The following is a 23,033-nucleotide window of genomic DNA, read 5'->3' as shown; positions in this document are numbered from 1 at the left end:
AGCCAAGCCGCCGGGGGCCGGCCGCGGATCCCCCGGTGACGGGAACGGCCTCCCCCGGGCAGGGGAGGCCGTTTTCGGCCGGGAGCCGCCTCAGTCGGCGGCGGGCGCGCCCACGGGCGAGCGGTCGGCGCCCGCGCCCGTGGCCGGCTTGCCGACCCGGTGCAGATCGATGGTGCGGGTCTCGCGCATCGTGATGTAGACGATCAGCGAGACGGCGGCGCAGCCGGCGACGTACCAGTAGTAGCCGGACTCGGTGCCGCCGTTCTTGAACCACAGGGCGACGTACTCCGCGGTGCCGCCGAACAGCGCGTTGGCGATGGCGTACGGCAGCGCCACGCCCAGCGCCCGCACTCCGGTCGGGAACAGCTCGGCCTTCACACAGGCGTTGATCGAGGTGTAGCCGGTGACCACGACCAGCGCCAGCAGCGAGAGCCCGAGGGCCGGCCAGAAGCTGCCCGCGTGCTTGAGCAGCGTCATGATCGGCACGGTCAGGAACGTCGAACCGACCGCGAAGGTGATCAGCAGCGGCCGCCGCCCGATCCGGTCGGAGAGCTTGCCCGCCAGCGGCTGCAGGCACATGAACAGGAACAGCGCGCAGAAGCTGACCAGTGAGGCGGTCGGCTTGTCCATCCCCACGCTGCCCGAGAGGTACTTGGTGAGGTAGGTCGTGTACGTGTAGTACGCGACCGTGCCGCCCATGGTGAGCGCGATGACCAAGAACGCCTCCCGCTTGTGGGCCAGCAGCGCCTTGAGGGTGCCGCGCGCGGGGTCGGCGTTGGCGCTGTCGTCCGCGGCGTAGACCTCGGTCTCCAGCATGTTGCGCCGCAGATAGAAGACGATCCCGGCGCCCAGGGCACCGACGATGAACGGGATCCGCCAGGCCCAGCTGTGCAGCGCCTCCTCGGACATCGTGCGCTGCAGCACGATCTGCAGGCCGAGGCCGACCAACTGGCCCGCGGTCATCGACACGTACTGGAAGCTGGAGGCGAAGCCGCGCTGCCCCGGAGCGGAGGCCTCGGTGAGATAGGTGGCGCTGGCCGCGTACTCCCCGCCGACCGAAAGCCCCTGCAGCATCCGGGCGATGAGCAGTACGGCCACTCCGCCATAGCCGGCGACGGCGTATGTCGGTGCGATGGCGATCAGCACCGCCGAGGCGGACATCAGCGTGACGGTCAGCGTGAGTGCGGCCTTGCGTCCCTTGCGGTCGCCGATCCGGCCGAGCAGCCAGCCGCCCACCGGTCGCATGAAGAATCCGACGGCGAAAATCCCCATGGTGTTCATGAGGTTCGCGGTGTCGTTCCCCTTGGGGAAGAACGAATCCGCGAAGTAGACCGCGAAACTGGCGTAGACGAACCAGTCGAACCACTCGACCATGTTGCCGGCCGAGCCGACCCAGATCTTCTTCCATTGCTCTCGTCCCATAGCCGATCACGGTCGCGGACCGACGGTCCGTCGGCAAGAGCCGGGGCGGCAACGATCCCGCGTACTTGAGTGCGTTGTGTTCACGGGGGCGGTGCAGGGCGGAGGGGCGACGGGGGCACCACGCGGCGCCTCGTCCTTTTCCGGCTTCCGCGAGCCGACCAGCACCGGCCTGCCCTGTTCGAGCCTTTGCCGGAGATCGGCCATGAGGTGCTCCCGGGTTGCGTCGGCTCCGCCCCCAACACTTCGTGCTCCAGGGGGCCTTCGGAGAACCTTCAGAGGTGATACTCGCGGCCGTCGAAACGGCCACCAGAAGGCCGGACACCGTGCCGTAGTGTCGAGGCTGCCGGGACCGCGCCGCACCCCGCCCCGTGCCGGGACCGGCTCCACGCGAGAGACGAGAGAGAATCGGCATGTCCGAACCGCAGCCGCAAGAGGGACGACGGCCCATTCCCACCAGCGCCGACGAAGCGCTGGGAATCGGGCGGAATCACTTTCCGAGTGTCTGGCCGGACGGGGTGCAACCGACGCTCCATGTCCATGAATTCGACATCGGTTATCTGGTGTATCCGGTGTTTCCACCGCGGGAGGACCCGACCGCCTATCCGCGTGATCCGGGCGGCTCCCACATCGTGATCTCCAAGGCGGACGGCGCGGTCGGCGCACTGCCCAACTACCCGCCGGAGCAGGCGGTCGAGATGTACCGCCGGCACTTCCTCCCGGGGGCGTGACCGACAGCGCGGTCATACGTGTCGAGACCGCGTCACGACCGGTCTCGCCACGACCGAGCGCGCCGCCCCGCACCCCTCGCAGGGGTGCCACACCTCCGCAGAGCCCGTCGTAGAGCCACCCTCACGGCGTGAGCGACTCGTCCAGGAACTCGTGTATGTGCTCGCGGACCTGGGCCCGGTCCGTGCCGGGGAGGCCTACGACGAGGTGGGTGCCGAAGCCGTCGAGGAGGGCGCGGATCCGGGTGGCGAGGCGTTCGGCGTCGACGGAGCGGAACTCGCCCTTCGAGGCGCCCTCGACGAGCAGGGCGACCAGGTCGCGGTGCCAGGCGAGTTCCAGTTCGAGCTGGCGCTCGCGGGTCTCGTCGTCGGCGTTCTGGGAGCGGTTCCAGACCTCCAGCCACAGCGTCCAGCGCGGGTCGCGGTGGCCGTCGGGCAGGTAGAGGTCGATCAGCGCGTCCAGGCGTTCGCGGGCGGGGACGCGGCGGGAGAGGGCGGCCCGGCGCTCGGCGCCGAGCTGCTCCTCGCTCCACTGGAGGGTCTGCAGCAGCAGCTCGTCCTTCGTACCGAAGTAGTAGAGGATGTGGCCGCTGCTCATGCCGACCTCGCGGCCCAGTCCGGCCATGGTCAGCCGGTCCAGGCCCTCCGCGGCGATGGTGGCCATCGCCGCGGCCAGGACCTGCTCGCGGGGCTGGTTGAGCCGGCGCCGGGGACGGCGCACGGGACCGGGCACGGGGACCTCCGGGTCGGCTGGGCGGGCCTGCGGATCAGGCCTCGGGCTGCTGCTGGGTGATGCAGTGGATACCGCCACCCGCTGCGAAGATCGTACGGGCGTCGACGAGGGTCACCGTCCGGTCGGGGAAGAGCCGGCGGAAGATGGCGGCCGCCTCCTCGTCGCGCGGGTCGTCGAAGGCGCACAGCACCACGCCATCGTTGCAGAGGTAGTGGTTGATGTAGGAGTAGTCGACCAGCTCGCCGTGCTCCTCGATGACGGTCGGCGCGGGCACCTCGACGACCTCCAGCTGCCGGCCCTTGGCGTCGGTGGCGGAGCTGAGCAGCTTGACGATCTCGTTGCAGATCGCGTGGTCGGGGTGGTCGGGGTCGGGCTGGGTGTGCACGAGCACGGTGCCGGGGCGGGCGAAGGCGGCGACGATGTCGACATGGCCGCGGGTGCCGAACTGCCCGTAGTCCGCGGCCAGGCCGCGCGGCAGCCAGATCGCCTTGGTGGTGCCGAGGTGGGCGTGGATCTCGGCCTCGACCTCCTGGGCGGTGCGGCCGGGGTTGCGGCCCGGGTCGAGCTGGACGGTCTCGGTGAGCAGGACGGTGCCCTCGCCGTCGATGTGGATACCGCCGCCCTCGTTGACCAGGGGGGTGGCGTAGCGGCGGGCGCCGGCCAGTGCCGAGACCTGCTCGGCGATCTTCTCGTCGAGGTCCCAGCGGGCCCACTCCTGGGCGCCCCAGCCGTTGAACACCCAGTCGGCGGCGGCCAGCGAGCCCTTGCCGTCGGTGAGGAAGGTGGGGCCGATGTCGCGCATCCAGGCGTCGTTCAGCGGGCGCTCGACGATCTCGATGTCCGCCCCGAGGAGGGCTCGGGCGCCCTCGGCCTGGCCGGGGCCGGCGACGACGGTGACCGGCTCGAAGCGGCGGACCGCGCGGGCGACGCCGGCCCAGGCGCGGCGGGCCGCGGCCAGCGTCTCGCCGCCCTCCTCGCCGAAGGTGAAGTTGGGGCCGGGCCAGGCCATCCAGGTGCGCTCGTGGCGGGCCCACTCCGGGGGCATGCGGAAACCGTCGGCGGCAGGGGTGCTCATGCGGGGGTCCTCAGGGTCTGTGGCGGTGGTGCCGGCGGATGGGCGCCGGCGGTGGGGTGCACCGGCGGTGCGGTTCACAGGAAGTAGAGCCGGGACAGCGAGACGGTGTCGGCCGGCTCGGAGCGCATCGGGTCGCCGTCGAGGGTGACCAGTCCGCTGCGCCCGTCGACCTGGACCTGTCCGACCCGGGAGTTGTGGACGAGGTCGCCGGGGCCGATGCCTCGGGTGCCGCGGACGGCGACCCGCCGGCGGCGGGTGGGCAGGTGGTCGCCGCCCTGCTCGACCGCGGCGGCCGCGACGAAGGCGACCGAGATCTCGGCGGGGGTCGCGCCGTGGGCCCCGAACTGCGGCCCGAGCACCAGGGGTTCGCAGGTGTCGGTGGCGGCGTTCGGGTCGCCGGTGACGCCGTAGGCGGGGAAACCGGACTTCAGCACCAGCTGCGGTTTGGCGCCGAAGAACTGCGGCTTCCACAGCACGATGTCGGCCATCTTGCCGACCTCGATCGACCCGATCTCGTGCGAGAGGCCGTGGGCGATGGCGGGGTTGATGGTGAGCTTGGCGATGTAGCGCAGCACGCGGGCGTTGTCGTCGTGGGCGCCGTCGCCCTCCATGGGGCCCAGCTCGGCCTTCATCTTGCCGGCCATGGCGAAGGTCCGGCGCACGGTCTCGCCGGCCCGGCCCATGCCCTGGGCGTCGGAGGAGGTGATGCCGATCGCCCCGAGGTCGTGCAGTACGTCCTCGGCGCCCATCGTCCCGGCCCGGATGCGGTCGCGGGCCATCGCGGCGTCGCCCGGCAGGTCGGTCTTCAGGTCGTGGACCGAGACGATCATGCCGTAGTGCTCGGCGACCGCGTCCCGCCCGAAGGGGAGGGTGGGGTTGGTGGAGGAGCCGATGACGTTGGGGACACCGGCCATCTTCAGGACGTTGGGGACGTGTCCGCCGCCGCAGCCCTCGATGTGGAAGGCGTGGATGGTACGGCCGTCCAGGACACGCAGGGTGTCCTCGACGCTGAGGCACTCGTTGAGGCCGTCGCTGTGCAGCGCGACCTGGACGTCGTGGTCCTCGGCGACGCGCAGCGCGGTGTCCAGGGCCCGGGCGTGCGCGCCCATGTCCTCGTGCACCTTGAAGCCGCAGGCGCCGCCCTCGGCGAGCGCCTCGACCAGCGGGGCGTCGCCCGAGGAGGAGCCGCGGCCGAGGAAGCCGATGTTGACCGGCCAGGCGTCGAAGGCGCCGAAGGCGTGGCCGAGCGCCCACGGGGAGTTGACGCCCACACCCCAGACCGGGCCGAACTCCTGGCCGATGATCGTGGTCACGCCGGAGGCCAGCGAGGCCTCCATGACGCGCGGCGAGAGCAGATGGACATGGGTGTCGACGGCGCCGGCGGTGGCGATCATGCCTTCGCCGGAGACGATCGAGGTGCCGGTGCCGACGACGACGTCGACGCCGTCGAGGGTGTCGGGGTTGCCGGCCCGCCCGATGGCGTGGATCCGGCCCTGGCGGATGCCGATGGACACCTTGCGGATGCCCTGTACGGCGTCGATGACCAGCACGTTGCTGATCACGACGTCGCAGGTCTCGCGGACCGCGGCCGCCTTGAGCAGCAGCCCGTCGCGGGCGGTCTTGCCGAAGCCGGCCAGGAACTCGTCGCCGGGCTTCTGGGCGTCGGACTCGACCCGGACGACCAGGCCCGAGTCGCCGAGGACGACCCGGTCACCGGCCCGCGGGCCGTGTACCGACGCGTACTCGTGGGGGTCGATGGTCATGCCTGCTCCTCCGCTCCCAGGTAGCCGCAGGCGGCGGCCCGCCGCAGCGCTTCCGTCTTCGCGCCCGGTGCGTCCAGCGGGCCGTCCACGAGACCGGCGAAGCCGATCGCGATCCGGGCGCCGCCGATCGGGACCAGACCGACCTCCGAGGCACCGCCCGGGTCGAACCGCACGGACGAGCCGGCCGGGACGCACAGCCGCATGCCGTACGCGGCACCGCGGTCGAAGTCCAGCCGGGGGTTGGCCTCGAAGAAGTGGAAGTGCGAGGTGACGCTGATGGGCACCGTCGCGGTGTTGCGCACGGTCAGCACCACCGCGGGCTCGGGCTCCGGGTCGGCCGGGCCGGGGAGCACGGCGCCGGGCGCGGACGTCGGGTCGCTCTCCCCGGCCACCGGGCCGGCGCCGATCGGGTCGCTGACCACCGCGAGCCGGGAGCCGTCGTCGAAGACGGCCTCCACATGCACCTCGGTGACCACGTCGGCCACGCCCGGCAGCACATCGTCCGGACCGAGCACGCTGCGTGCCGCCTCGATGGCTTGAGCGAGGCGGCGCCCGTCCCGCGCCGCCTCGCAGACTGTGTCCGCGATCAACGCGGTCGCCTCGGGCACATTCAGCTTCAGTCCGCGGGCCCGGCGCGTCCGCGCCAGCTCGGCCGCGCCGAACAGCAGCAGCCGGTCGCGTTCCGTGGGGGTCAGCCGCATCCCGTCACACCTCCAGCTCGATTAGAGCATCACTCTAACCATGAAACTAGTCAACGGGGAAGCATTGACCTACCCCGCAGTGATGAGTCACATTGAGCGCTGTTCTAAATAAGCGGTGAATAGAGTACTGCTCAAAACGATCTCGCACCGCTGGTCCGGCGCTGCGGGACCCGCTCACATCGAGCACTTCCACCTCACGGAGCACTGCACGCAGAGCACTGCTCAGACACTGTTGTCCGGCCTCTCAGGGGAGCCCTCATGCCGATCGAACAACGCGGAGTCGACACCATCCCGGACGAGGAGCGCACCAGCGGTCCGCGCGACCTCGTCTCGATCCTGCTCGGATCGAACCTCGCCCTCGGCGTGGTGATCTTCGGTTGGCTACCGGTCTCCTTCGGGCTCGGTTTCTGGCCCTCGGTGACCTCCCTGGTGGCGGGCACGCTCGTCGGCACCCTGCTGACCGCCCCGCTCGCGCTGGTCTCGCTGCGCAGCGCCACCAACCTCTCCACCAGCAGCGGCGCCCACTTCGGCGTACGCGGCCGGCTCATCGGCTCGGTGATCGGGCTGCTGCTCTCGCTCGGCTACACCGCACTGACCCTGTGGGTCGGCGGCGACGCGGTCGTCGGCTGCCTGCACCGCCTGACCGGGCTGCCGACCGGCGGCGGGACCTACGCCCTGGTCTACGCCCTGCTCGCCGGCGCCACCGCCGTCGGCGCGGTCTACGGCTACCGGGTGCTGCTGCGGCTGAGCAAGGTGCTCGCCGTCGGCCTGACCCTGCTGCTGGCCGTCGGCATCGTGGCGTACTCCGCCACCTTCACCACCGCCGCGCCGCACGGCAGCTCGTATCTGCTGGGCGGCTTCTGGCAGACCTGGCTGCTGGCCGCCGTCTCCGCGGGCCTGAGCGGCCCGATCGCGTTCATCACCCTGCTCGGCGACTACAGCCGCTACATCTCCCCGCGCCGGCACAGCTCGAAGAAGGTCTTCGGCGCCACCTGCCTGGGCCTGGTCGTCGGTCTCCTGGTGCCGCAGCTGTTCGGCACGTTCACCGCCCTCGCGGTCGGTGCGGGCGAGGACTACGCGGGCCCGCTGGTGGCCGGCGCCCCGTTCTGGTACCTGGCGCTGCTGCTGCTCAACGCCTCGGCCGGCTCGGTCGGCAACTCCGGGCTGATGCTCTACAGCATGGGCCTGGACCTGGACGCCATCCTGCCGCGCGCGACCCGCACCCAGGCCACCTACGTCGTCGCCGCGCTCGCGACCGCGCTGGTCTACGCCGGCCACTTCCTGTGGGCCGCGCAGGACGCGATGACCTCCTTCGTCCTGCTGATGACCGCGGTCGGCACGCCCTGGGCGGTGATCACGGTGATCGGTTTCATCCGCTGCCGCGGCGCATACGACGCGGAGTCCCTCCAGGTCTACAACCGCGGCACACGCGGCGGCCGGTACTGGTTCACCGGCGGCTGGAGCGTCCGGGCGGCCGTCGCCTGGGCGCTGGGCTCGGTGGTCGGCCTGATGGCGGTGGCCACGCCGCTGTACGAGGGCCCGCTGCTGGCCTACACGGGCGGCATCGACGTCAGCTTCCTGCTCGCGGCCGCGGTGGCCGGTGCGGCCTACCTCGCCCTCACCGCCCGCGATCCGCGCCCGGTCCCGGCGCTGCGCCCTCGTCCCCCCGCCTCCCCCGCGGAAGCGTCCGCGGAGGTCGGCTGAGCCGATGTGAGCACGGCCGAGGCCGCCCCCGACCCGATGGTCGGCGGCGGCCTCGGTCGTGTCCGGGGAGGCGCCCCGGAGCGGCGGATCAGCCCAGCTGGTGCATCCAGCCGTGCTTGTCGTCGGCGACGCCCCGCTGGATGTCCAGCAGCGCCTCGCGCAGCTTCAGCGTGACCTTGCCCGGCTCGCCGTCGGACTGCGTCCACTCGCCGCCCGCGCTCTTGACCGTGCCGACCGGGGTGATCACGGCGGCGGTACCGCAGGCGAAGACCTCGGTGAGGGTGCCGTTCTCGGTGTCGGCCCGCCACCGGTCGATCGAGACCCGGGCCTCCTCGGACTCGAAGCCCAGGTCGCGGGCGACGGACAGCAGCGAGTCACGGGTGACACCGGCCAGCAGGGAGCCGGTCAGCGTGGGGGTGACGATCTTGTCGCCGTACACGAAGTACAGGTTCATGCCGCCGAGCTCCTCGACCCACTTGTGCTCCACGGCGTCGAGGTAGGCGACCTGGTCGCAGCCGTGCACCGCGGCCTCGGCCTGGGCGAGCAGCGACGCGGCGTAGTTGCCGCCGGTCTTGGCGTCGCCCATGCCGCCCGGCACGGCGCGCACCCGGTCCTCGGACAGCCAGATGGAGACCGGCTTGACGCCGCCGGCGAAGTACGCGCCCGCGGGCGAGGCGATCACGACGAAGAGGTACTCGTTGGCGGGCTTCACGCCCAGCCCGACCTCCGTTGCGATCATGAAAGGCCGCAGGTAGAGCGACTCCTCGCCGCCGTGTGCGGGCACCCACTTCTTGTCCTGCTCGACCAGCAGGTCGCAGGCCTCGATGAAGGTCTCGACGGGCAGCTCGGGCATGGCCAGACGGCGGGCCGAGGCCTGGAAGCGCCGGGCGTTGGCGTCGGGGCGGAACATGGCGACGGAGCCGTCGGGCTGGCGGTAGGCCTTGAGCCCCTCGAAGATCTCCTGCGCGTAGTGCAGGACGTTGGTCGCCGGGTCGAGGGAGAGCGGCCCGTACGGCACGAGCTGTCCGTCGTGCCAGCCGCGGCCCTCGGTCCACCTGATCGTCACCATGTGGTCGGTGAAGTGGCGGCCGAAGCCGGGGGCGGCCAGGATCTGCTCCCGCTCCGCGTCGGACAGCGGGTGCGAGGAGGGCTTGAGCTCGATCGTGGGCGTCGTCATGAATGCATGTCCTTCACTGCGTGATCCGATACCGCGGGTATCCGGCCCAGCCCTCCGGCCGGGGGTGAGTGGGGTCGGCCCCCACCGTGCGGCACCGGTGCGGTTTGTGGCGGCCGCGCGCACCGGGATCTTGAACGTACCGGTCGTTACTGGGACGTCCGAGTTTTCCGCGGGCGGCGACGCCACGTCCGATTATCGCTCGTGGGTCTCCGCCGCCGGAACCGGTGTGCGCGGTCCGGGTCCGATGGTCGCACCCAACCGGGCGGTAGCCCAGAGTGGGTCAACGCGGACAGCGCCGGTGCCTGGACGGTGTGTCCTGGCCCGGCGCTGTCGTGGGGTGCTGGTATTGCGCTGCGGGCCTCAGCCCGCTACTCGCGCGGCGAGGGCGTCGCCGATCTCGTCCGTGCTGCGGGCCGCGCCGTCCCTGGCCTCCAGGTCGGCGGCGACGGCCTCCTCGATGCGGGCGGCCTGCGGCTCGAAGCCGAGGTGGCGCAGGAGCAGGGCGACCGAGAGGATCGTCGCCGTCGGGTCGGCCTTGCCGGTGCCCGCGATGTCCGGCGCGGAGCCGTGCACCGGCTCGAACATCGAGGGGAACTGACCGGTCGGGTTGATGTTCCCCGAGGCGGCCAGGCCGATGCCGCCGGTGACGGCCGCCGCGAGGTCGGTGAGGATGTCGCCGAAGAGGTTGTCGGTGACGATCACGTCGAACCGCTCGGGCTGGGTGACGAAGAAGATCGTCGCCGCGTCGACGTGCAGATAGTCGGTGGTGACCTCGGGGTACTCCTGGCCGACCTTGTCGAAGATGTTCTTCCACATGTGGCCCGCGTAGACCAGGACGTTGTTCTTGTGAACCAGCGTCAGCTTCTTGCGGGGGCGGGCGTTGGCGCGCTCGTACGCGTCGCGGACCACGCGCTCGACACCGTAGGCGGTGTTGACGCTGACCTCGGTGGCGACCTCGGCCGGCGTGCCGGTGCGCAGGGAGCCGCCGTTGCCCGTGTACGGGCCCTCGGTGCCCTCGCGCACCACGACGAAGTCGATGTCGGGGCGGCCGGCCAGCGGGGTGGCGGTGTTCGGGAAGAGCTTCGACGGGCGCAGGTTGACGAAGTGGTCGAAGGCGAAGCGGAGCTTGAGCAGCAGCCCGCGCTCCAGCACACCGGACGGGACGGACGGGTCCCCGATGGCGCCGAGCAGGATCGCGTCGTGCTGCTTGAGCGACTCCAGCTCCGCGTCCGGCAGGGTCTCGCCGGTCGCGTGCCAGCGCTTGGCACCAAGGTCGTACTCCTTGGTTTCCAGCTTGACGTCCTGCGGGAGGACCGCGGTCAGGACCTTCAGGCCCTGGGCCACGACTTCCTGGCCGATACCGTCACCGGGGATCACTGCGAGGCGAATGCTGCGAGACATGTTTGGACCTTACGCCCCGTCCCATCGCTTGACACGTAACGTCCGCCATACGGACACATGGGGAGCCGGTAAACCTCCGTTCACCGCGATACCCCGCAACGGTCGGGTGATGCTGCGACATTCGCTGCCATGACTGGAAATCCCCGGGGGGACGCTCCCCTGCCCTCGCACACCCCGCGCGTCGGTGTCCCGGAGCGGCTCGCGGCCCGGATGAGCATGCCCGAGCAGCACGACTACCTCCGCACGAAGCTGACCCGCCGGGGACTGCTGCGCACCTCGGCCGCCACCGCGGGAGTGATCGCGGGCTCCGGTCTGCTGACCGGTTCGGCCACGGCCGCCTCGCCCACCCTGTCGGCCTCGCCCGCCACCGTCGCCGTCGACGGCTCCCTCGTCGCCCCGTTCGGCCGCCACCTCGCCTTCGGCGCCGACCCCAAGAGCCAGATGCGGGTGAGCTGGCAGGTGCCGCTCGCGGTCCGGCGGCCGTACATCCGGGTGGGCCAGAAGCCCTGGGACCTCGGGCTGAAGATCGAGGCCGAGGTGCGCGCGCTGCACACCCCCTCGCTCTCCTCGAAGCTGCCCGCCGTCGAGCAGTACTACCTGCACGCGGCCCTCGACGGCCTGCGGCCGGGCACCACGTACTACTACGGCGTCGGGCACGACGGTTTCGACCCGGCCGACGCGCGCCACTTCCCCACGGTCGGCACCTTCCGCACCGCCCCGGCCCGCGCCGAGACGTTCGTCTTCACCGCCTTCGGCGACCAGGGCGTCAGCTACCACGCGCTCGCCAACGACCAGCTGATCCTGGGCCAGAACCCGTCCTTCCACCTGCACGCGGGCGACATCTGCTACGCGGACACCGACGGGCAGGGCTCCGACCACGACGCCTACGACGCGCGAGTGTGGGACCAGTTCCTCGCCCAGACCGAGTCGGTGGCCAAGTCCGTGCCGTGGATGGTGACCACCGGCAACCACGACATGGAGGCCTGGTACTCACCCAACGGCTACGGCGGCCAGAGCGCCCGCTGGTCGCTGCCCGGCAACGGCCCGGACGCCGACCGCGCCCCCGGCGTGTACTCCTTCACCTACGGCAACGTCGCGGTCGTCGCCCTGGACGCCAACGACGTCTCGTACGAGATCCCCGCCAACCAGGGCTACACCGGTGGCGAGCAGACCCGCTGGCTCGACCGCCGCCTGGCACAGCTGCGCGCCGCCGAGGACATCGACTTCATCGTGGTCTTCTTCCACCACTGCGCCTTCTCCACCACCAACGCGCACGCCTCCGAGGGCGGGGTGCGCGACGCCTGGCTGCCGCTGTTCGACAAGCACCGGGTGGACCTGGTCATCAACGGGCACAACCACGTCTACGAGCGGACCGACGCCCTCAGGGGCGGCCGGGTCGCCAAGAAGATGCCGATCGGCGAGCGCGTCGACAGCGCACGCGAGGGCATCGTCTACGTCACCGCCGGCGGCGCGGGCAGGGCCCTCTACGACTTCCCCGTGCCCGACAGCTACGAGGGCCACGTCAAGGACCTCGACCACGTCGAGACCTTCCACTGGTCCAAGGGCCAGGTGAAGACCAAGGACACCGTGGAGTGGTCCCGGGTCCGCTACACCGGCTACTCCTTCATCGCCGTCGAGGTCTCCCCGGGCCACCGCCCGCGGATGAAGGTCACCGCCCTCGCCGAATCCGGCGAGCGCATCGACCACTTCGAGGTGACCCGCTAGAGGCGGCTGTGGGGGCGCCCGGGATCCGGGCGCCCCTGGCACTCAGGAGAGGAAGAGCCACCGGGCCACGGACAGCCGGATCCGCCAGCAGCAGCGGCAGGGCACCGACGCCGGCCTCGACAGCACCCGCCCGGGTCGCGCGCGCAGCATCTCAGTGCCCGGTCGAGCCGCCGTTGTCACGGCGGTCGAGGGCGCGCTGGAGGGCTGCCGCGGCGTTCCGCCGGTCGGCTTCATTGGTCGTACGGACGGAGTGACGGGTCCTGCGGACGGCGGTCTCGGCCATGATTCACGTCTCCAATGCCAAAGCCCCGAGAACAAATGGGATGCGTCGATCCAGAAGCGGCCGGAAGGGGCGGGGGCCACGGCACGGCAGGGGTCACCTGCGCTCGCGCACCGGGCCGCATCCGCCTTCGCTCGATCGAGCGAGACGTTCGGCTCCTACAAACGTAGGGCAGCTCGGCCGTGATGTCTGCACAATTACTTGGGCTTCCTACTATCTGAGACGGCGGCCGCGTGCTCGAACGAGTGATCCTCGGATATGTGCAGGTCGGAGGGCTTGAGGCGTGCCTGGCGTCGCGGTGTCGCTCGTGGCACCAGGCCGAGCCCGCCCCCACTTAGGAGGAGGTGCTACACCATGACCGCAACTTCTCCGGTATCTCGACAGTGAGTCGAGGCCGTACATCGTCAACAAAGCGACCTACGCGGTCGAGAACCGCGTGCACCTCGGCACCGATGTAGCCGTTCCAGAAGGCCCCGCCAAGGGCTTCGTCATCGGCGAGGCGATCACCGGGCCTCCGCGCAACGCCTGACGCAACGCCGACGGCCCGGCACCCCTGGAAAGGGGGCCGGGCCGTCGTCGTTCCCGTGGGCGTCAGCCCATGTGCGGGTAGCGGTAGTCCGTCGGCGGGACCAGCGTCTCCTTGATGGAGCGGGTGGAGGTCCAGCGCATCAGGTTCTGCTTGGCGCCGGCCTTGTCGTTGGTGCCGGACGCGCGGCCGCCGCCGAAGGGCTGCTGGCCGACGACGGCGCCGGTCGGCTTGTCGTTGATGTAGAAGTTGCCGGCCGCGAAGCGCAGCAGCTCGCAGGTGCGGGCGGCCTCGGCACGGTCCTGGGCGATGACGCAACCGGTCAGGCCGTAGGCCGAGGCGGACTCCATCTGGGTGAGCATCGCGTCGTAGTCGGCGTCGTCGTAGACGTACACACCCAGGATCGGGCCGAAGTACTCGTCCTTGAAGATCTCGTTCTCCGGGTCGGTGGAGACCAGGACCGTCGGGCGGACGAAGTAGCCCTCGCTGTCGTCGTACGTGCCGCCGGCCACGACCTCGACCGTCGGGTCGGCCTTGGCACGGTCGATCGCCGCCTTGTTCTTGGCGAACGAGCGCTCGTCGATGACGGCGGACATGAAGTTCGACAGGTCCGAGACGTCGCCCATGGACAGGGCGTCGACCTCGGCCGCGAACTCCTCCTTGAGGCCGCTGTTCCACAGCGAGGCCGGGACGTACGCGCGGGACGCCGCGGAGCACTTCTGGCCCTGGAACTCGAAGGCGCCACGGGTCATGGCGGTCTTCAGCACGGCGCGGTCGGCCGTGGGGTGGGCGACGATGAAGTCCTTGCCGCCGGTCTCGCCGACCAGTCGCGGGTAGGTCTTGTAGTTCTCGATGTTGTTGCCGACCGTCTTCCACAGGTACTGGAAGGTCTTGGTCGAGCCGGTGAAGTGGATGCCCGCCAGCTCGGGGTGGTTCAGCGCCACCTCGGAGACGTCCTTGCCGTCACCGGTGACGAGGTTGATCACGCCCTTGGGCAGACCGGCCTCCTCCAGCAGCTGCATCAGCAGCACGGCGGCGAAGGTCTGGGTCGGGGACGGCTTCCAGACGACCACGTTGCCCATGAGGGCGGGGGCGGTCGGGAGGTTGCCGGCGATCGCGGTGAAGTTGAACGGCGTGATCGCGTAGACGAAGCCTTCGAGGGGGCGGTGGTCCGAGCGGTTCCACACGCCCGGGGAGTTCGCCGGGGGCTGCTCGGCGAGGATCTGGCGCGCGAAGTGCACATTGAAGCGCCAGAAGTCGATCAGCTCGCAGGGGGTGTCGATCTCGGCCTGCTGAGCCGTCTTGGACTGGCCGAGCATGGTGGCGGCGGCCATCGTCTCGCGCCACGGGCCGGAGAGCAGCTCCGCGGCCCGCAGGATGATCGCGGCGCGGTCGTCGAAGGACATCGCGCGCCAGGCCGGGGCGGCGGCCAGCGCGGCGTCCACCGCGTCCTGGGCGTCCTCGACCGTGGCGTTGGCGTACGTGCCGAGTCGGGCCGAGTGGTTGTGCGGCTGTACGACGTCGAAGCGCTCGCCGCCACCCATCCGCCGCTCCCCGCCGATGGTCATCGGCAGCTCGATCGGGTTGCCGGCGAGCTCCTTGAGCCTGGCCTCCAGACGGGAGCGCTCGGGGCTGCCGGGGGCGTAGGTGTGGACCGGCTCGTTCACCGGCACGGGGACCTGGGTCACAGCGTCCATGGCCGTTCTCCTTCGATCGTCGGTTCGTACGTACTGCGGTCTGCTGGGGTGTCCGTCATCCTCGTGTCGCGAGCGACCTCAAGAAGAAGCCGAGGTTCGCGGGGCGCTCGGCGAGCCGGCGCATGAAGTATCCGTACCAATCAGTGCCATAGGGGATGTACACCCGCATGCGGTTCCCCTCGGCGACCAGCCGCTGCTGCTCCGCCTCGCGGATGCCGAACAGCATCTGGAACTCGTAGTCGGTCGGCTTGCGCCCGTTGCGGTGGGCCAGCTCCTGGGCGATGGCGACCATCCGGGGATCGTGCGACCCGATCATGGGGTAGCCCTGCCCGGCCATCAGGATCTTCAAGCAGCGCACATAGGCCTTGTCGACCTCCCGCTTGTCCTGGAAGGCGACGGTCGCGGGCTCCTTGTACGCCCCCTTGACCAGTCGCACCCGGGAGCCTTCCCCGGCCAGCGCATGGCAGTCGTCCTCGGTGCGGAAGAGGTAGGACTGCACCACCGCGCCCGTCTGGGGGAAGCGCTCGCGCAGCTCGGCGAGGATCGCGAGGGTGGAGTCGACCGTGGTGTGGTCCTCCATGTCGAGGGTCACCGTCGTGCCGGCCGCGGCGGCGGCCTCGACCACCGGAGTGACGTTCTTCAGCGCCAGCTCGTGCCCGCCGGCCAGCGCCTGGCCGAATGCCGACAGCTTCACCGACATCTCGGCCTTGACGCCGAGCCCCTGCTCCTTGAGGGCCTCGGCCAGCTGGAGGTAGGCGTCGCGGTTGCGCAGCGCCTCGGCCGGGTCGGTGATGTCCTCGCCGAGGTGGTCGAGGGTGACCTCCATGCCGCGTGCGGCCAGGGACCGTACGGCCGCCATGGACTCGTCCAGATGCTCGCCGGCGACGAACCGGTCCACCACGGGGCGGGTGACCGGAGCGGCCGCGACGATACGGCGGATGCTGTCGCTGCGCGCTGCGGCGAGGAGCACGGGACCCAGCATGGGCACCTCCACGATTCAGGATGACAAATGTCATGCGAACGCCGGACGAGGCGAATGCCCCGGCACGAATGAGCCACCTGAAATTTAAGGATCGCGCCACTTCCCGGCCATCGACAGCTGTCACGCCTTCGTGGTCGGGATCTCAGACAGATGTATGAGAATGGTGGGGGGCAACCACTGCGACAGGAGAGGGCCGGCAAGGGATGCGGGGCGACTACCAGCAGCTCGTGGACGAGATCTCGGCGGCGCTCGGCGCACCGGCGACGCTGGAGGACCGGGATTTCGGGCTGATCGCGTTCGGCGCGCACGAGGGCGAGGACGACGAGGTCATGGACCCGGTGCGGACCCGTTCGATCCTGCAGCGGCGCTCGTCGGCGGCGGTACGGGCCTGGTTCGAGGCGTTCGGGATCGCCCGGGCCACGACGGCGCTGCGCATTCCGCCGGACCCGGCGGCGGGCGTCTTCCGCGGCCGGATCTGTCTGCCCGTACGCCATCAGGGCATCGCGCACGGTTATGTCTGGCTGCTGGACGACGGCCATCTGAGCGACCTCGCCCTGGGCGGTCACGGCACACCGCCCGACCCGCGGATCGCCCAGGCCATGGAGACCGCCGCCCGGATCGGCGCGCTGCTGGCCGCCGAGGCCCGCGCCGGCACCGAACTCGGCGATCTGCTGCGGGAGTTGCTGCTCGTCGAGCCCGCCGGGCGGCCGGCCGCCGCGGCCGCGCTGCGCGACGCCCTGCGGGACACCCTGCGCTTCACCTCCGGGGTGCCACTCACCCTGGTCGCGGTGGCCCCCTGGGACACCTCGGACACCGGCGCGGCGCCGCTGCCGACCCTGCCGGGGCTGCTCGCGGTGTGTGCGCTGCGCGCCGGCGAGCTTCCGGGGTCCGCGGCGGCCGGGCCCGCCCTGGCCGCCCTGGTGCGGCTGCGCTCGACCGGTGCGCTCACCCCCGCCCATACGGTGGCCGAACATCTGCTGCGCTCACCGCGCGCGAGCGCCGCACCGGTCGCCGGGCACCAGCCCCCGCGGCCCGGTCCGGGCGCCGCCGGGATCGGCATCGGCGTACGGGAGCTGACCGACCTCCCGGCCGCCTGGCGGGAGGCCCTGGACGCCGCCCGCGCGGCCCGCGCCGAGCCCCGGCTGGGGCCGATCGTCCAGTGGGACGCCATCGGCTCGTACCGCATGCTGACCGCGCTGCCCACCACCGACCCCGACCCCGCGATCGGCCCGCTGCTCACCCCCGCACACGCCGAACTCGCCCGCACCGCCGAGGTGTTCCTCGACTGCGCGGGCCAGGCCGGCCGCACCGCCCAGGCCCTGGGCATCCACCGCCAGACCCTCTACTACCGGCTCGGCCGGGTGGAGAAGCTGACCGGCCTCGACCTGGACGACGGCGAGCACCGGCTGCTGCTGCACATGGCCCTCAAGGCGGCGCGCCTGTAAGGGCGTTGAGGTCCACGACTCCGGCGCTGTGTTACGGTGCGAGTCGACTTCTCACCGTCGGGCTTCACGCCTCGCCAACCAGCTTCACCCGGGTCCCGATGACCCGGGGAAGGTGGAAGTCACTCATCACACCTGACAAGGGTGTTCTGTGATGGTGACGACGTGCGTCAGCCCTTCCGGTCCTTTCCGAGGCCCCGGGGAACTGCCGGGGACCGTGTTCCGGCGTGAGCACCGTTCCGGCATCAGCGGCTCGGCCCGCAACAGCGGCCTGGTCCGCGTCATCGCCAGCACAGCCGGTTCCCTCAGGGAGGTTTCCGGAGTGCCGGAAGTCCAATCCGCCCCCCACCAGGCCACGCGGCGTCCGTGGCGGGTACTCGCGATCATGTGCATCGGCTTCTTCATGTCGTTGCTCGACGGATCCATCATCAACGTCGCCGTCCCCACGCTGATCCACAGCCTGAACGCCTCCTACGACCAGGTGCTGTGGGTCATCGACGGCTATCTGCTGGTCTTCTCGGTGCTGCTGATCAGCACCGGACGGCTGGGCGACATCTTCGGATACCGCCGGCTGTACGTGATCGGCATCCTCACCTTCACCGTCGCCTCGGCGCTGTGCGGGCTGGCCGGTTCGCCGGCCTGGTTGCTGGCCGCGCGGGCGCTGCAAGGGCTCGGCGGGGCGCTGCTGTTTCCGCAGGTCATCTCGTCGATTCTGACGATCTTCCCGCCGCGGCTGCGCGGGCGCGCGTTCGGCCTGTTCGGCGCGATCGTCGGTTTCGCCCCGATCGTCGGCGGTTTCCTGCTCGCCCACCTCGGCTGGCGCTGGATCTTCTTCCTCAACGTCCCGATCGGGATCGTCACCGCCGTGCTGGCACTGACCTGCGTGCCGCCCCTGCGCTCGGACCGCGCCCACCGGCTCGACCTGGTCGGTGTCGCGCTGGCCACCGCCGGGCTGAGCGGCATCGTGTTCGGCCTGATCGAGGGAGAGCGCTACGACTGGGGCACCGTCACCGGGCCGATCAGCATCGCCTCGGTCATCGTCGCGGGCGTCGTGCTGCTGGCGGTGTTCGTCGGCTGGCAGCACCGGCAGCGGGGTGAGCCCCTGATGCCCCTGGCTCTGTTCGGCACGCGCAACTTCGCGGTCGGCAACGGGGTCGGGTTCGTCTTCCAGCTCGGCATGATCGGCATCATGTTCGTGCTGGTGCTGTACCTGCAGACGGCCCGCGGGTACTCGGCGTGGGAGACCGGTCTGGCGGTGCTGCCGAACGCCGTGCTCACCGCGGTCGGCTCGGCGTACGCCGGGCGGCTGTCGGACAGGTTCGGCGGCAAGTACCTCCTGATGGCCGGGATGACGCTGCTCGCCGTCGGACTGCTGGTGCTGCTCTGCATGGCCGGGCCCACCAGCAGTGCGTGGAGCATGCTGCCGGGTCTGCTCCTCATCGGGATCGCCAGCGGCGCCACGTTCGCACCGCTGCAGCAGGCCACGACGGACGGCGTGGACCCGCGGCTGGCCGGGGCGGCCTCCGGCGTCTCCAGCACCACCCGGCAGATCGGCGGCGTCCTCGGCACCGCCGTGCTGGGCGCCCTGCTGTCGGCCCGCCTCTCCTCGACCCTGCGCGACGCGGCCGAGAAGCACGCCGGCCGGCTACCGGAGGAGCTGCGCGCCCGGTTCATCGGCGACAGTGCCGCCGCCGCGCAGAACTACAGTCCGCCCGCTCCGCCCGGCGGCCTGAACCCGGCCACGGCCGGCCTGTACGAACGCGTCACCGCCGACACGTTCGCCACCGGCTTCGTCGACGCCATGCAGACCGTCCTCGTGGCATGCGCGGTGGTCCTGTTGGCCGCCGTAGCGCTCTGCTTCCTGTTCAGCCCGCACAGGAAGCCGACGGCCGAGCCGGCCCGGCAGCGGCATATCGAAACCGCACCGCAGGACTGACCCGGCCATGACGTGGCCGCGGCCTGATGGTCGCGGCCACCGTCGGGCTCCCGACCAGACGGTCACGGCTTCCGCAGCACCTCGCCCGCGGTGACCCGTCGCAGCGCGGCCGCCAGGTCCTCCCCGGAGGGCAGCGCGTCGGGGGTGACCAGCGACTGCACCATCAGGCCGGTGAGCAGGGCCTGGTAGAAGGAGCCGACGACGCGGGCCGCCTCCGCGTCGACCTCGGTGTCCGGCACCCCTTCGAAGATCGCGACGAGCCCCTCGTTGCCCTCCGGCAGCACCTCGCCGATCGCCTCGCGCAGCCCCTCGTCGCGCGGCAGCAGCCCCAGCACCTCGACCTGCGCGGCGATGAACTCCCGTTCCGTGGCGATCCGCCGCAGGACGTTGTCCCAGACCGCGGCGAACCGCTCCAACGGGTCCGCGTCCGCCGCCCGCGCGTCGCTTCCGGCGGACGGCACCTCGGCCACGCTCGCGCCCCACTCCTCGCTGGACGCGATGACCGCCTGGCGCATCAGGGCGTCCTTGGAGCCGTAGTGGTATCCGATGGAGGCGAGGTTGGCGCCGGAGGCGGCCACGATGTCGCGCGCGGTGGTGCGCGCGTACCCCTTCTCCAGCAGGCAGCGCTTGGCGCCTTCCAGCAGATCTTCACGGTGTCCCATGCCGGCAGCCTAGCTCTGCGCATACGCTCGTACCAGACAGGCGTCTTAAACGTACGTATACGTTCTGACGGTAACCCCCGGTCACCGGGGGCGTTCCGGTCCGGGGTCCTTGCGCGGCCCCGTGCCGTCGTCGATCTCGACCTCTTCCCGGTGGATCTCGGTGGTGATCTCCTTCTGCTCGGTCACCCGCTCCGTCTCCAGCCACACCCGCTCGACCGGCACCATCTTCTTGCTGATCGTGGGCTGCTCCTCGTGGAGGACGACCTCGGATCGGCCCTGACCGGTCCGCGGCGCCGCCCGGCCCGCCCGCCGGTCCTCCTCGGTGATCTCCTCGCGGACCACCCGGACCTCCTCGTGCGTGACCGGGACGGTGCGGTGCACCTCCTCGGTGACCACGTGCTTGCTCAGGTGGACCCGCCCGGTCACCCGCTCCTCGGTGCCGATCTCCAGCCGCTCCTCGGAGAGCACGATCTCGGTGACGGGCTCACCGCCGGGCCGGGTGTCCGCCCCGTCGCGACCGCGCGTGGCCGCGCCCGCCCCGGCCGGCTGGTCGAAGAGCTTGTTGCGCTCACCGCGCGCCGGGGTGTGGGCCGTGGTGTCCGCCGTGGCCCGGGGCCCGGCACCGGCACCGGCACCGGCCGCGCCCGCCGCGGGCCGCGGACCGAGGCCGGACGCCACGACGGTGTCGGCGCGGGCACGGTCGTCGGCGATGCCTTCGAGCTCACCGGGGTCGGCCGCACCATCCGGCCGCATCAGCCCGTAGTGGCGGTAGAGCCGGGCCTCCTCGGACGGGTCGAGATGGCCGTCGGCGTCGATCCGCGGCGCCTCCTTGATGGTCTCCTTGGTGTGCGGAACGCGCAGCTCACCGCCGGTCCGGCGGGCCCCGGCGAGCGGAATGAAGGTCTCCTTCATCCCGAACAGACCGGTACGCACGGTGATCCACTCGGGGTCGTTGGTCGCGTCGTCCCGGTAGACCTGCTGGACCGTACCCACCTTCACGCCGTCCGCATCGACCACCCGCAGGCCGGTCAGGCTCTGCGGGGAGTCGCCCACAGGTGCATTCATGGCGTGTCCTCCTTCCGGCACGCGCCGGCGGGGGCGTGCACGCTTCCCCGTGCACTCCTCCCATTGCGCGCCGCCGGGCGGAGCCACGCAAGCGCTGACGCCAACGGGCCCGGACTCCGCCGAAGCGGGGCCCGGGCCCGTTGACCTGCGAGATCGTACGATCAGTCGCCGAGGTTCACCGCGCGCACGGAGGTCGCGCCGATCTCCTCGGAGATCTCGCTCAGCACGCTCGCCGGAATCGTGTCGTCGACGGTCAGCGCGACCAGCGCCTCGCCACCGACATCGGCCCGGGAAACCTGCATCCCGCCGATGTTGATGCCCGCCTCGCCCAGGATCCGGCCGACGGTGCCGACGACACCGGGGCGGTCGCTGTAGCGCATGAACGCCATGTGGTTCGCGAGCGACAGATCGATCGAGTGGTCACCGACCGCCACGATCTTCTGGATGTTCTTGTGGCCGGCGAGCGTGCCGGAGATCGACACCTCGTCGCCGCCCGCGAGGGTGCCGCGCACGGTCACCACATTGCGGTGCTCGGGCGACTCGCTGCTGGTCGTCAGCCGCACCTCCACCCCGCGCTCCTGCGCGAACAGCGGGGCGTTGACGTACGACACGGTCTCGTCCACGACGTCCTCGAACACGCCCTTGAGCGCGGAGAGTTCGAGCACCTTGACGTCGTGCTGGGTGATCTCGCCGTACACCTCCACGTCGAGGCGCATGGCCACCTCGCCGGCCAGGGCGGTGAAGATCCGGCCCAGCCGCTCGGCCAGCGGCAGCCCCGGCTTGACGTCCTCGGCGATCACGCCGCCCTGGACGTTGACCGCGTCCGGCACCAGCTCGCCGGCGAGCGCCAGGCGCACCGACCTGGCGACCGCGATACCGGCCTTCTCCTGCGCCTCACCCGTCGAGGCGCCCAGGTGCGGGGTGGCGACGACCTGGTCGAACTCGAAGAGCGGGGAGTCCGTGCACGGCTCGACGGCGTAGACGTCCAGCCCCGCGCCGGCCACCCGGCCCTCCTTCAGCGCGCTGGCCAGCGCCACCTCGTCGACGATCCCGCCGCGCGCGGCGTTGACGATCCGGACCGACGGCTTGACCTTGCGCAGCGCCTCGTCGCCGATGAGGCCGACGGTCTCGGGCGTCTTGGGGAGGTGGACGGTGATGAAGTCCGCGACCTCCAGCAGCTCGTCGAGGGTCAGCAGCTTGACGCCCATCTGGGCGGCACGGGCCGGCTGGACGTAGGGGTCGTAGGCGACGACCTTCATGCCGAACGCCGACATCCGCTGGGCGACCAGGACGCCGATCCGACCGAGGCCGACCACGCCGAGGGTCTTCTCGCTGAGCTCGACGCCGGTGTACTTGCTGCGCTTCCACTCGCCGTTCTTCAGAGCGGTGTTGGCCTGCGGGATGTTGCGGGCCGTGGCGACCAGCAGACCGCAGGCGAGCTCGGCGGCGGTGACGATGTTGGAGGTCGGCGCGTTGACGACCATCACGCCGGCCTTGGTGGCGGCGGAGACGTCGACGTTGTCCAGGCCCACGCCCGCACGGGCGACGACCTTCAGCTTCTTGGCGGCGGCGATGGCCTCGGCGTCCACCTTCGTCGCGCTGCGCACGAGGATGGCGTCGACATCGACGATCGCGGGGAGCAGCTCGGCGCGGTCCGCGCCGTTGCAGTGCCGGATCTCGAAGTCCGGGCCGAGGGCGTCGACGGTGGCGGGCGACAGCTCTTCGGCGATCAGTACGACAGGTTTCGAGCTCACGTGGTCTTCAGTCCTCACTAGTCCTTCGCGGACGGCCGTCCCGACGGCCGAAGGCGGTGAAGGGGGAAAGCCGCGTGGAAGACGCACGACGTTGTGGGCCTGAACGCGCTTGTGATGGGCAGTGTAGTGGCGGTGGAGGGCGCGTCCTGCGCCGATGCGGAAGGATCACCCGTGCGTGGTTCTACGCGGTGGACAAGGCACCTGGTCGGCGCCCGGCCGGGCACATGGACGAGGGGGCCGCGAGCTGCTTCGCGACCCCCTGT

General features: G+C 71.1%; 18 protein-coding genes. 5 read left to right on the top strand and 13 right to left on the bottom strand.

Annotated elements, in window-relative coordinates:
* Positions 1-90 precede the first annotated feature (90 nt).
* Positions 91-1,422: an MFS transporter gene (locus WAB15_RS28825; RefSeq protein WP_407288015.1), complete on the bottom strand. Its 1,332-nt coding sequence runs from the start codon at positions 1,420-1,422 to the stop codon at positions 91-93.
* 410 nt (positions 1,423-1,832) lie between these two features.
* Between WAB15_RS28825 and WAB15_RS28820 the strand changes: the two genes are divergently transcribed.
* Positions 1,833-2,150: a hypothetical protein gene (locus WAB15_RS28820; RefSeq protein WP_407288014.1), complete on the top strand. Its 318-nt coding sequence runs from the start codon at positions 1,833-1,835 to the stop codon at positions 2,148-2,150.
* A gap of 121 nt (positions 2,151-2,271) precedes the next feature.
* Here the strand turns inward: WAB15_RS28820 and WAB15_RS28815 are convergent, their stop codons facing one another.
* From WAB15_RS28815 to ureA, 4 genes are all read right to left on the bottom strand, one after another.
* A complete protein-coding gene (locus WAB15_RS28815) occupies positions 2,272-2,880 on the bottom strand; it encodes a TetR/AcrR family transcriptional regulator (RefSeq protein WP_399147137.1) in 609 nt (202 codons plus the stop codon).
* A 34-nt stretch (positions 2,881-2,914) separates the two neighbouring features.
* Positions 2,915-3,955, bottom strand: a complete 1,041-nt coding sequence (locus WAB15_RS28810; RefSeq protein ID WP_407288013.1) for an agmatine/peptidylarginine deiminase — start codon at positions 3,953-3,955, stop codon at positions 2,915-2,917.
* 74 nt (positions 3,956-4,029) lie between these two features.
* Positions 4,030-5,718 carry an urease subunit alpha gene (locus tag WAB15_RS28805; protein WP_399147135.1) on the bottom strand — a complete coding sequence of 563 codons (1,689 nt, stop codon included), beginning with the start codon at positions 5,716-5,718 and terminating at the stop codon, positions 4,030-4,032.
* Positions 5,715-6,419, bottom strand: coding sequence for an urease subunit gamma (gene ureA / locus WAB15_RS28800; RefSeq protein ID WP_407288012.1), 705 nt, complete (start codon positions 6,417-6,419; stop codon positions 5,715-5,717). The genes WAB15_RS28805 and ureA overlap by 4 nt, the downstream gene beginning before the upstream one ends.
* Positions 6,420-6,677: 258 nt before the next feature.
* Between ureA and WAB15_RS28795 the strand changes: the two genes are divergently transcribed.
* Positions 6,678-8,123, top strand: coding sequence for a cytosine permease (locus WAB15_RS28795; RefSeq protein WP_407288011.1), 1,446 nt, complete (start codon positions 6,678-6,680; stop codon positions 8,121-8,123).
* An 88-nt stretch (positions 8,124-8,211) separates the two neighbouring features.
* Here the strand turns inward: WAB15_RS28795 and WAB15_RS28790 are convergent, their stop codons facing one another.
* A complete protein-coding gene (locus WAB15_RS28790; RefSeq protein WP_399147132.1) occupies positions 8,212-9,300 on the bottom strand; it encodes a branched-chain amino acid aminotransferase in 1,089 nt (362 codons plus the stop codon).
* 360 nt (positions 9,301-9,660) lie between these two features.
* On the bottom strand, positions 9,661-10,701 hold the full coding sequence (locus WAB15_RS28785; RefSeq protein WP_407288010.1) for a 3-isopropylmalate dehydrogenase: 1,041 nt from the start codon (positions 10,699-10,701) through the stop codon (positions 9,661-9,663).
* Positions 10,702-10,830: 129 nt separating this feature from the next.
* Between WAB15_RS28785 and WAB15_RS28780 the strand changes: the two genes are divergently transcribed.
* The gene (locus tag WAB15_RS28780; protein WP_407288009.1) at positions 10,831-12,426 is read left to right on the top strand and encodes a fibronectin type III domain-containing protein; all 1,596 of its coding nucleotides are present in this window, start codon (positions 10,831-10,833) and stop codon (positions 12,424-12,426) included.
* 151 nt (positions 12,427-12,577) lie between these two features.
* Here the strand turns inward: WAB15_RS28780 and WAB15_RS28775 are convergent, their stop codons facing one another.
* The 3 genes from WAB15_RS28775 to WAB15_RS28765 form a co-directional block, all read right to left on the bottom strand.
* Complete coding sequence (locus tag WAB15_RS28775) at positions 12,578-12,709, bottom strand: hypothetical protein (RefSeq protein ID WP_085925161.1); 132 nt, start codon at positions 12,707-12,709, stop codon at positions 12,578-12,580.
* A gap of 588 nt (positions 12,710-13,297) precedes the next feature.
* Positions 13,298-14,929: an L-glutamate gamma-semialdehyde dehydrogenase gene (gene pruA / locus WAB15_RS28770; protein ID WP_407288008.1), complete on the bottom strand. Its 1,632-nt coding sequence runs from the start codon at positions 14,927-14,929 to the stop codon at positions 13,298-13,300.
* 55 nt (positions 14,930-14,984) lie between these two features.
* A complete protein-coding gene (locus WAB15_RS28765) occupies positions 14,985-15,911 on the bottom strand; it encodes a proline dehydrogenase family protein (RefSeq protein ID WP_399147128.1) in 927 nt (308 codons plus the stop codon).
* 203 nt (positions 15,912-16,114) lie between these two features.
* Between WAB15_RS28765 and WAB15_RS28760 the strand changes: the two genes are divergently transcribed.
* Complete coding sequence (locus WAB15_RS28760; RefSeq protein WP_407288007.1) at positions 16,115-17,356, top strand: PucR family transcriptional regulator; 1,242 nt, start codon at positions 16,115-16,117, stop codon at positions 17,354-17,356.
* Positions 17,357-17,738: 382 nt separating this feature from the next.
* Positions 17,739-19,289: an MFS transporter gene (locus WAB15_RS28755; RefSeq protein ID WP_407288006.1), complete on the top strand. Its 1,551-nt coding sequence runs from the start codon at positions 17,739-17,741 to the stop codon at positions 19,287-19,289.
* Positions 19,290-19,351: 62 nt separating this feature from the next.
* On the opposite strand, the gene WAB15_RS28750 is transcribed toward WAB15_RS28755, so the two are convergent.
* From WAB15_RS28750 to serA, 3 genes are all read right to left on the bottom strand, one after another.
* Positions 19,352-19,951, bottom strand: a complete 600-nt coding sequence (locus WAB15_RS28750) for a TetR/AcrR family transcriptional regulator (RefSeq protein ID WP_399147125.1) — start codon at positions 19,949-19,951, stop codon at positions 19,352-19,354.
* Between the two features lie 81 nt (positions 19,952-20,032).
* Positions 20,033-21,016 (bottom strand): DUF2382 domain-containing protein, encoded by a 984-nt coding sequence (locus WAB15_RS28745; protein ID WP_407288005.1) that lies wholly within the window; start codon positions 21,014-21,016, stop codon positions 20,033-20,035.
* Positions 21,017-21,177: 161 nt separating this feature from the next.
* Positions 21,178-22,770: a phosphoglycerate dehydrogenase gene (serA, locus tag WAB15_RS28740; protein WP_399147123.1), complete on the bottom strand. Its 1,593-nt coding sequence runs from the start codon at positions 22,768-22,770 to the stop codon at positions 21,178-21,180.
* Positions 22,771-23,033 lie beyond the last annotated feature (263 nt).

This window comes from Streptomyces sirii, assembly GCF_045690365.1.
GTDB classification, from domain to species: domain Bacteria; phylum Actinomycetota; class Actinomycetes; order Streptomycetales; family Streptomycetaceae; genus Streptomyces; species Streptomyces sirii.
This window is presented reverse-complemented; position numbering and strand designations above follow the sequence as displayed.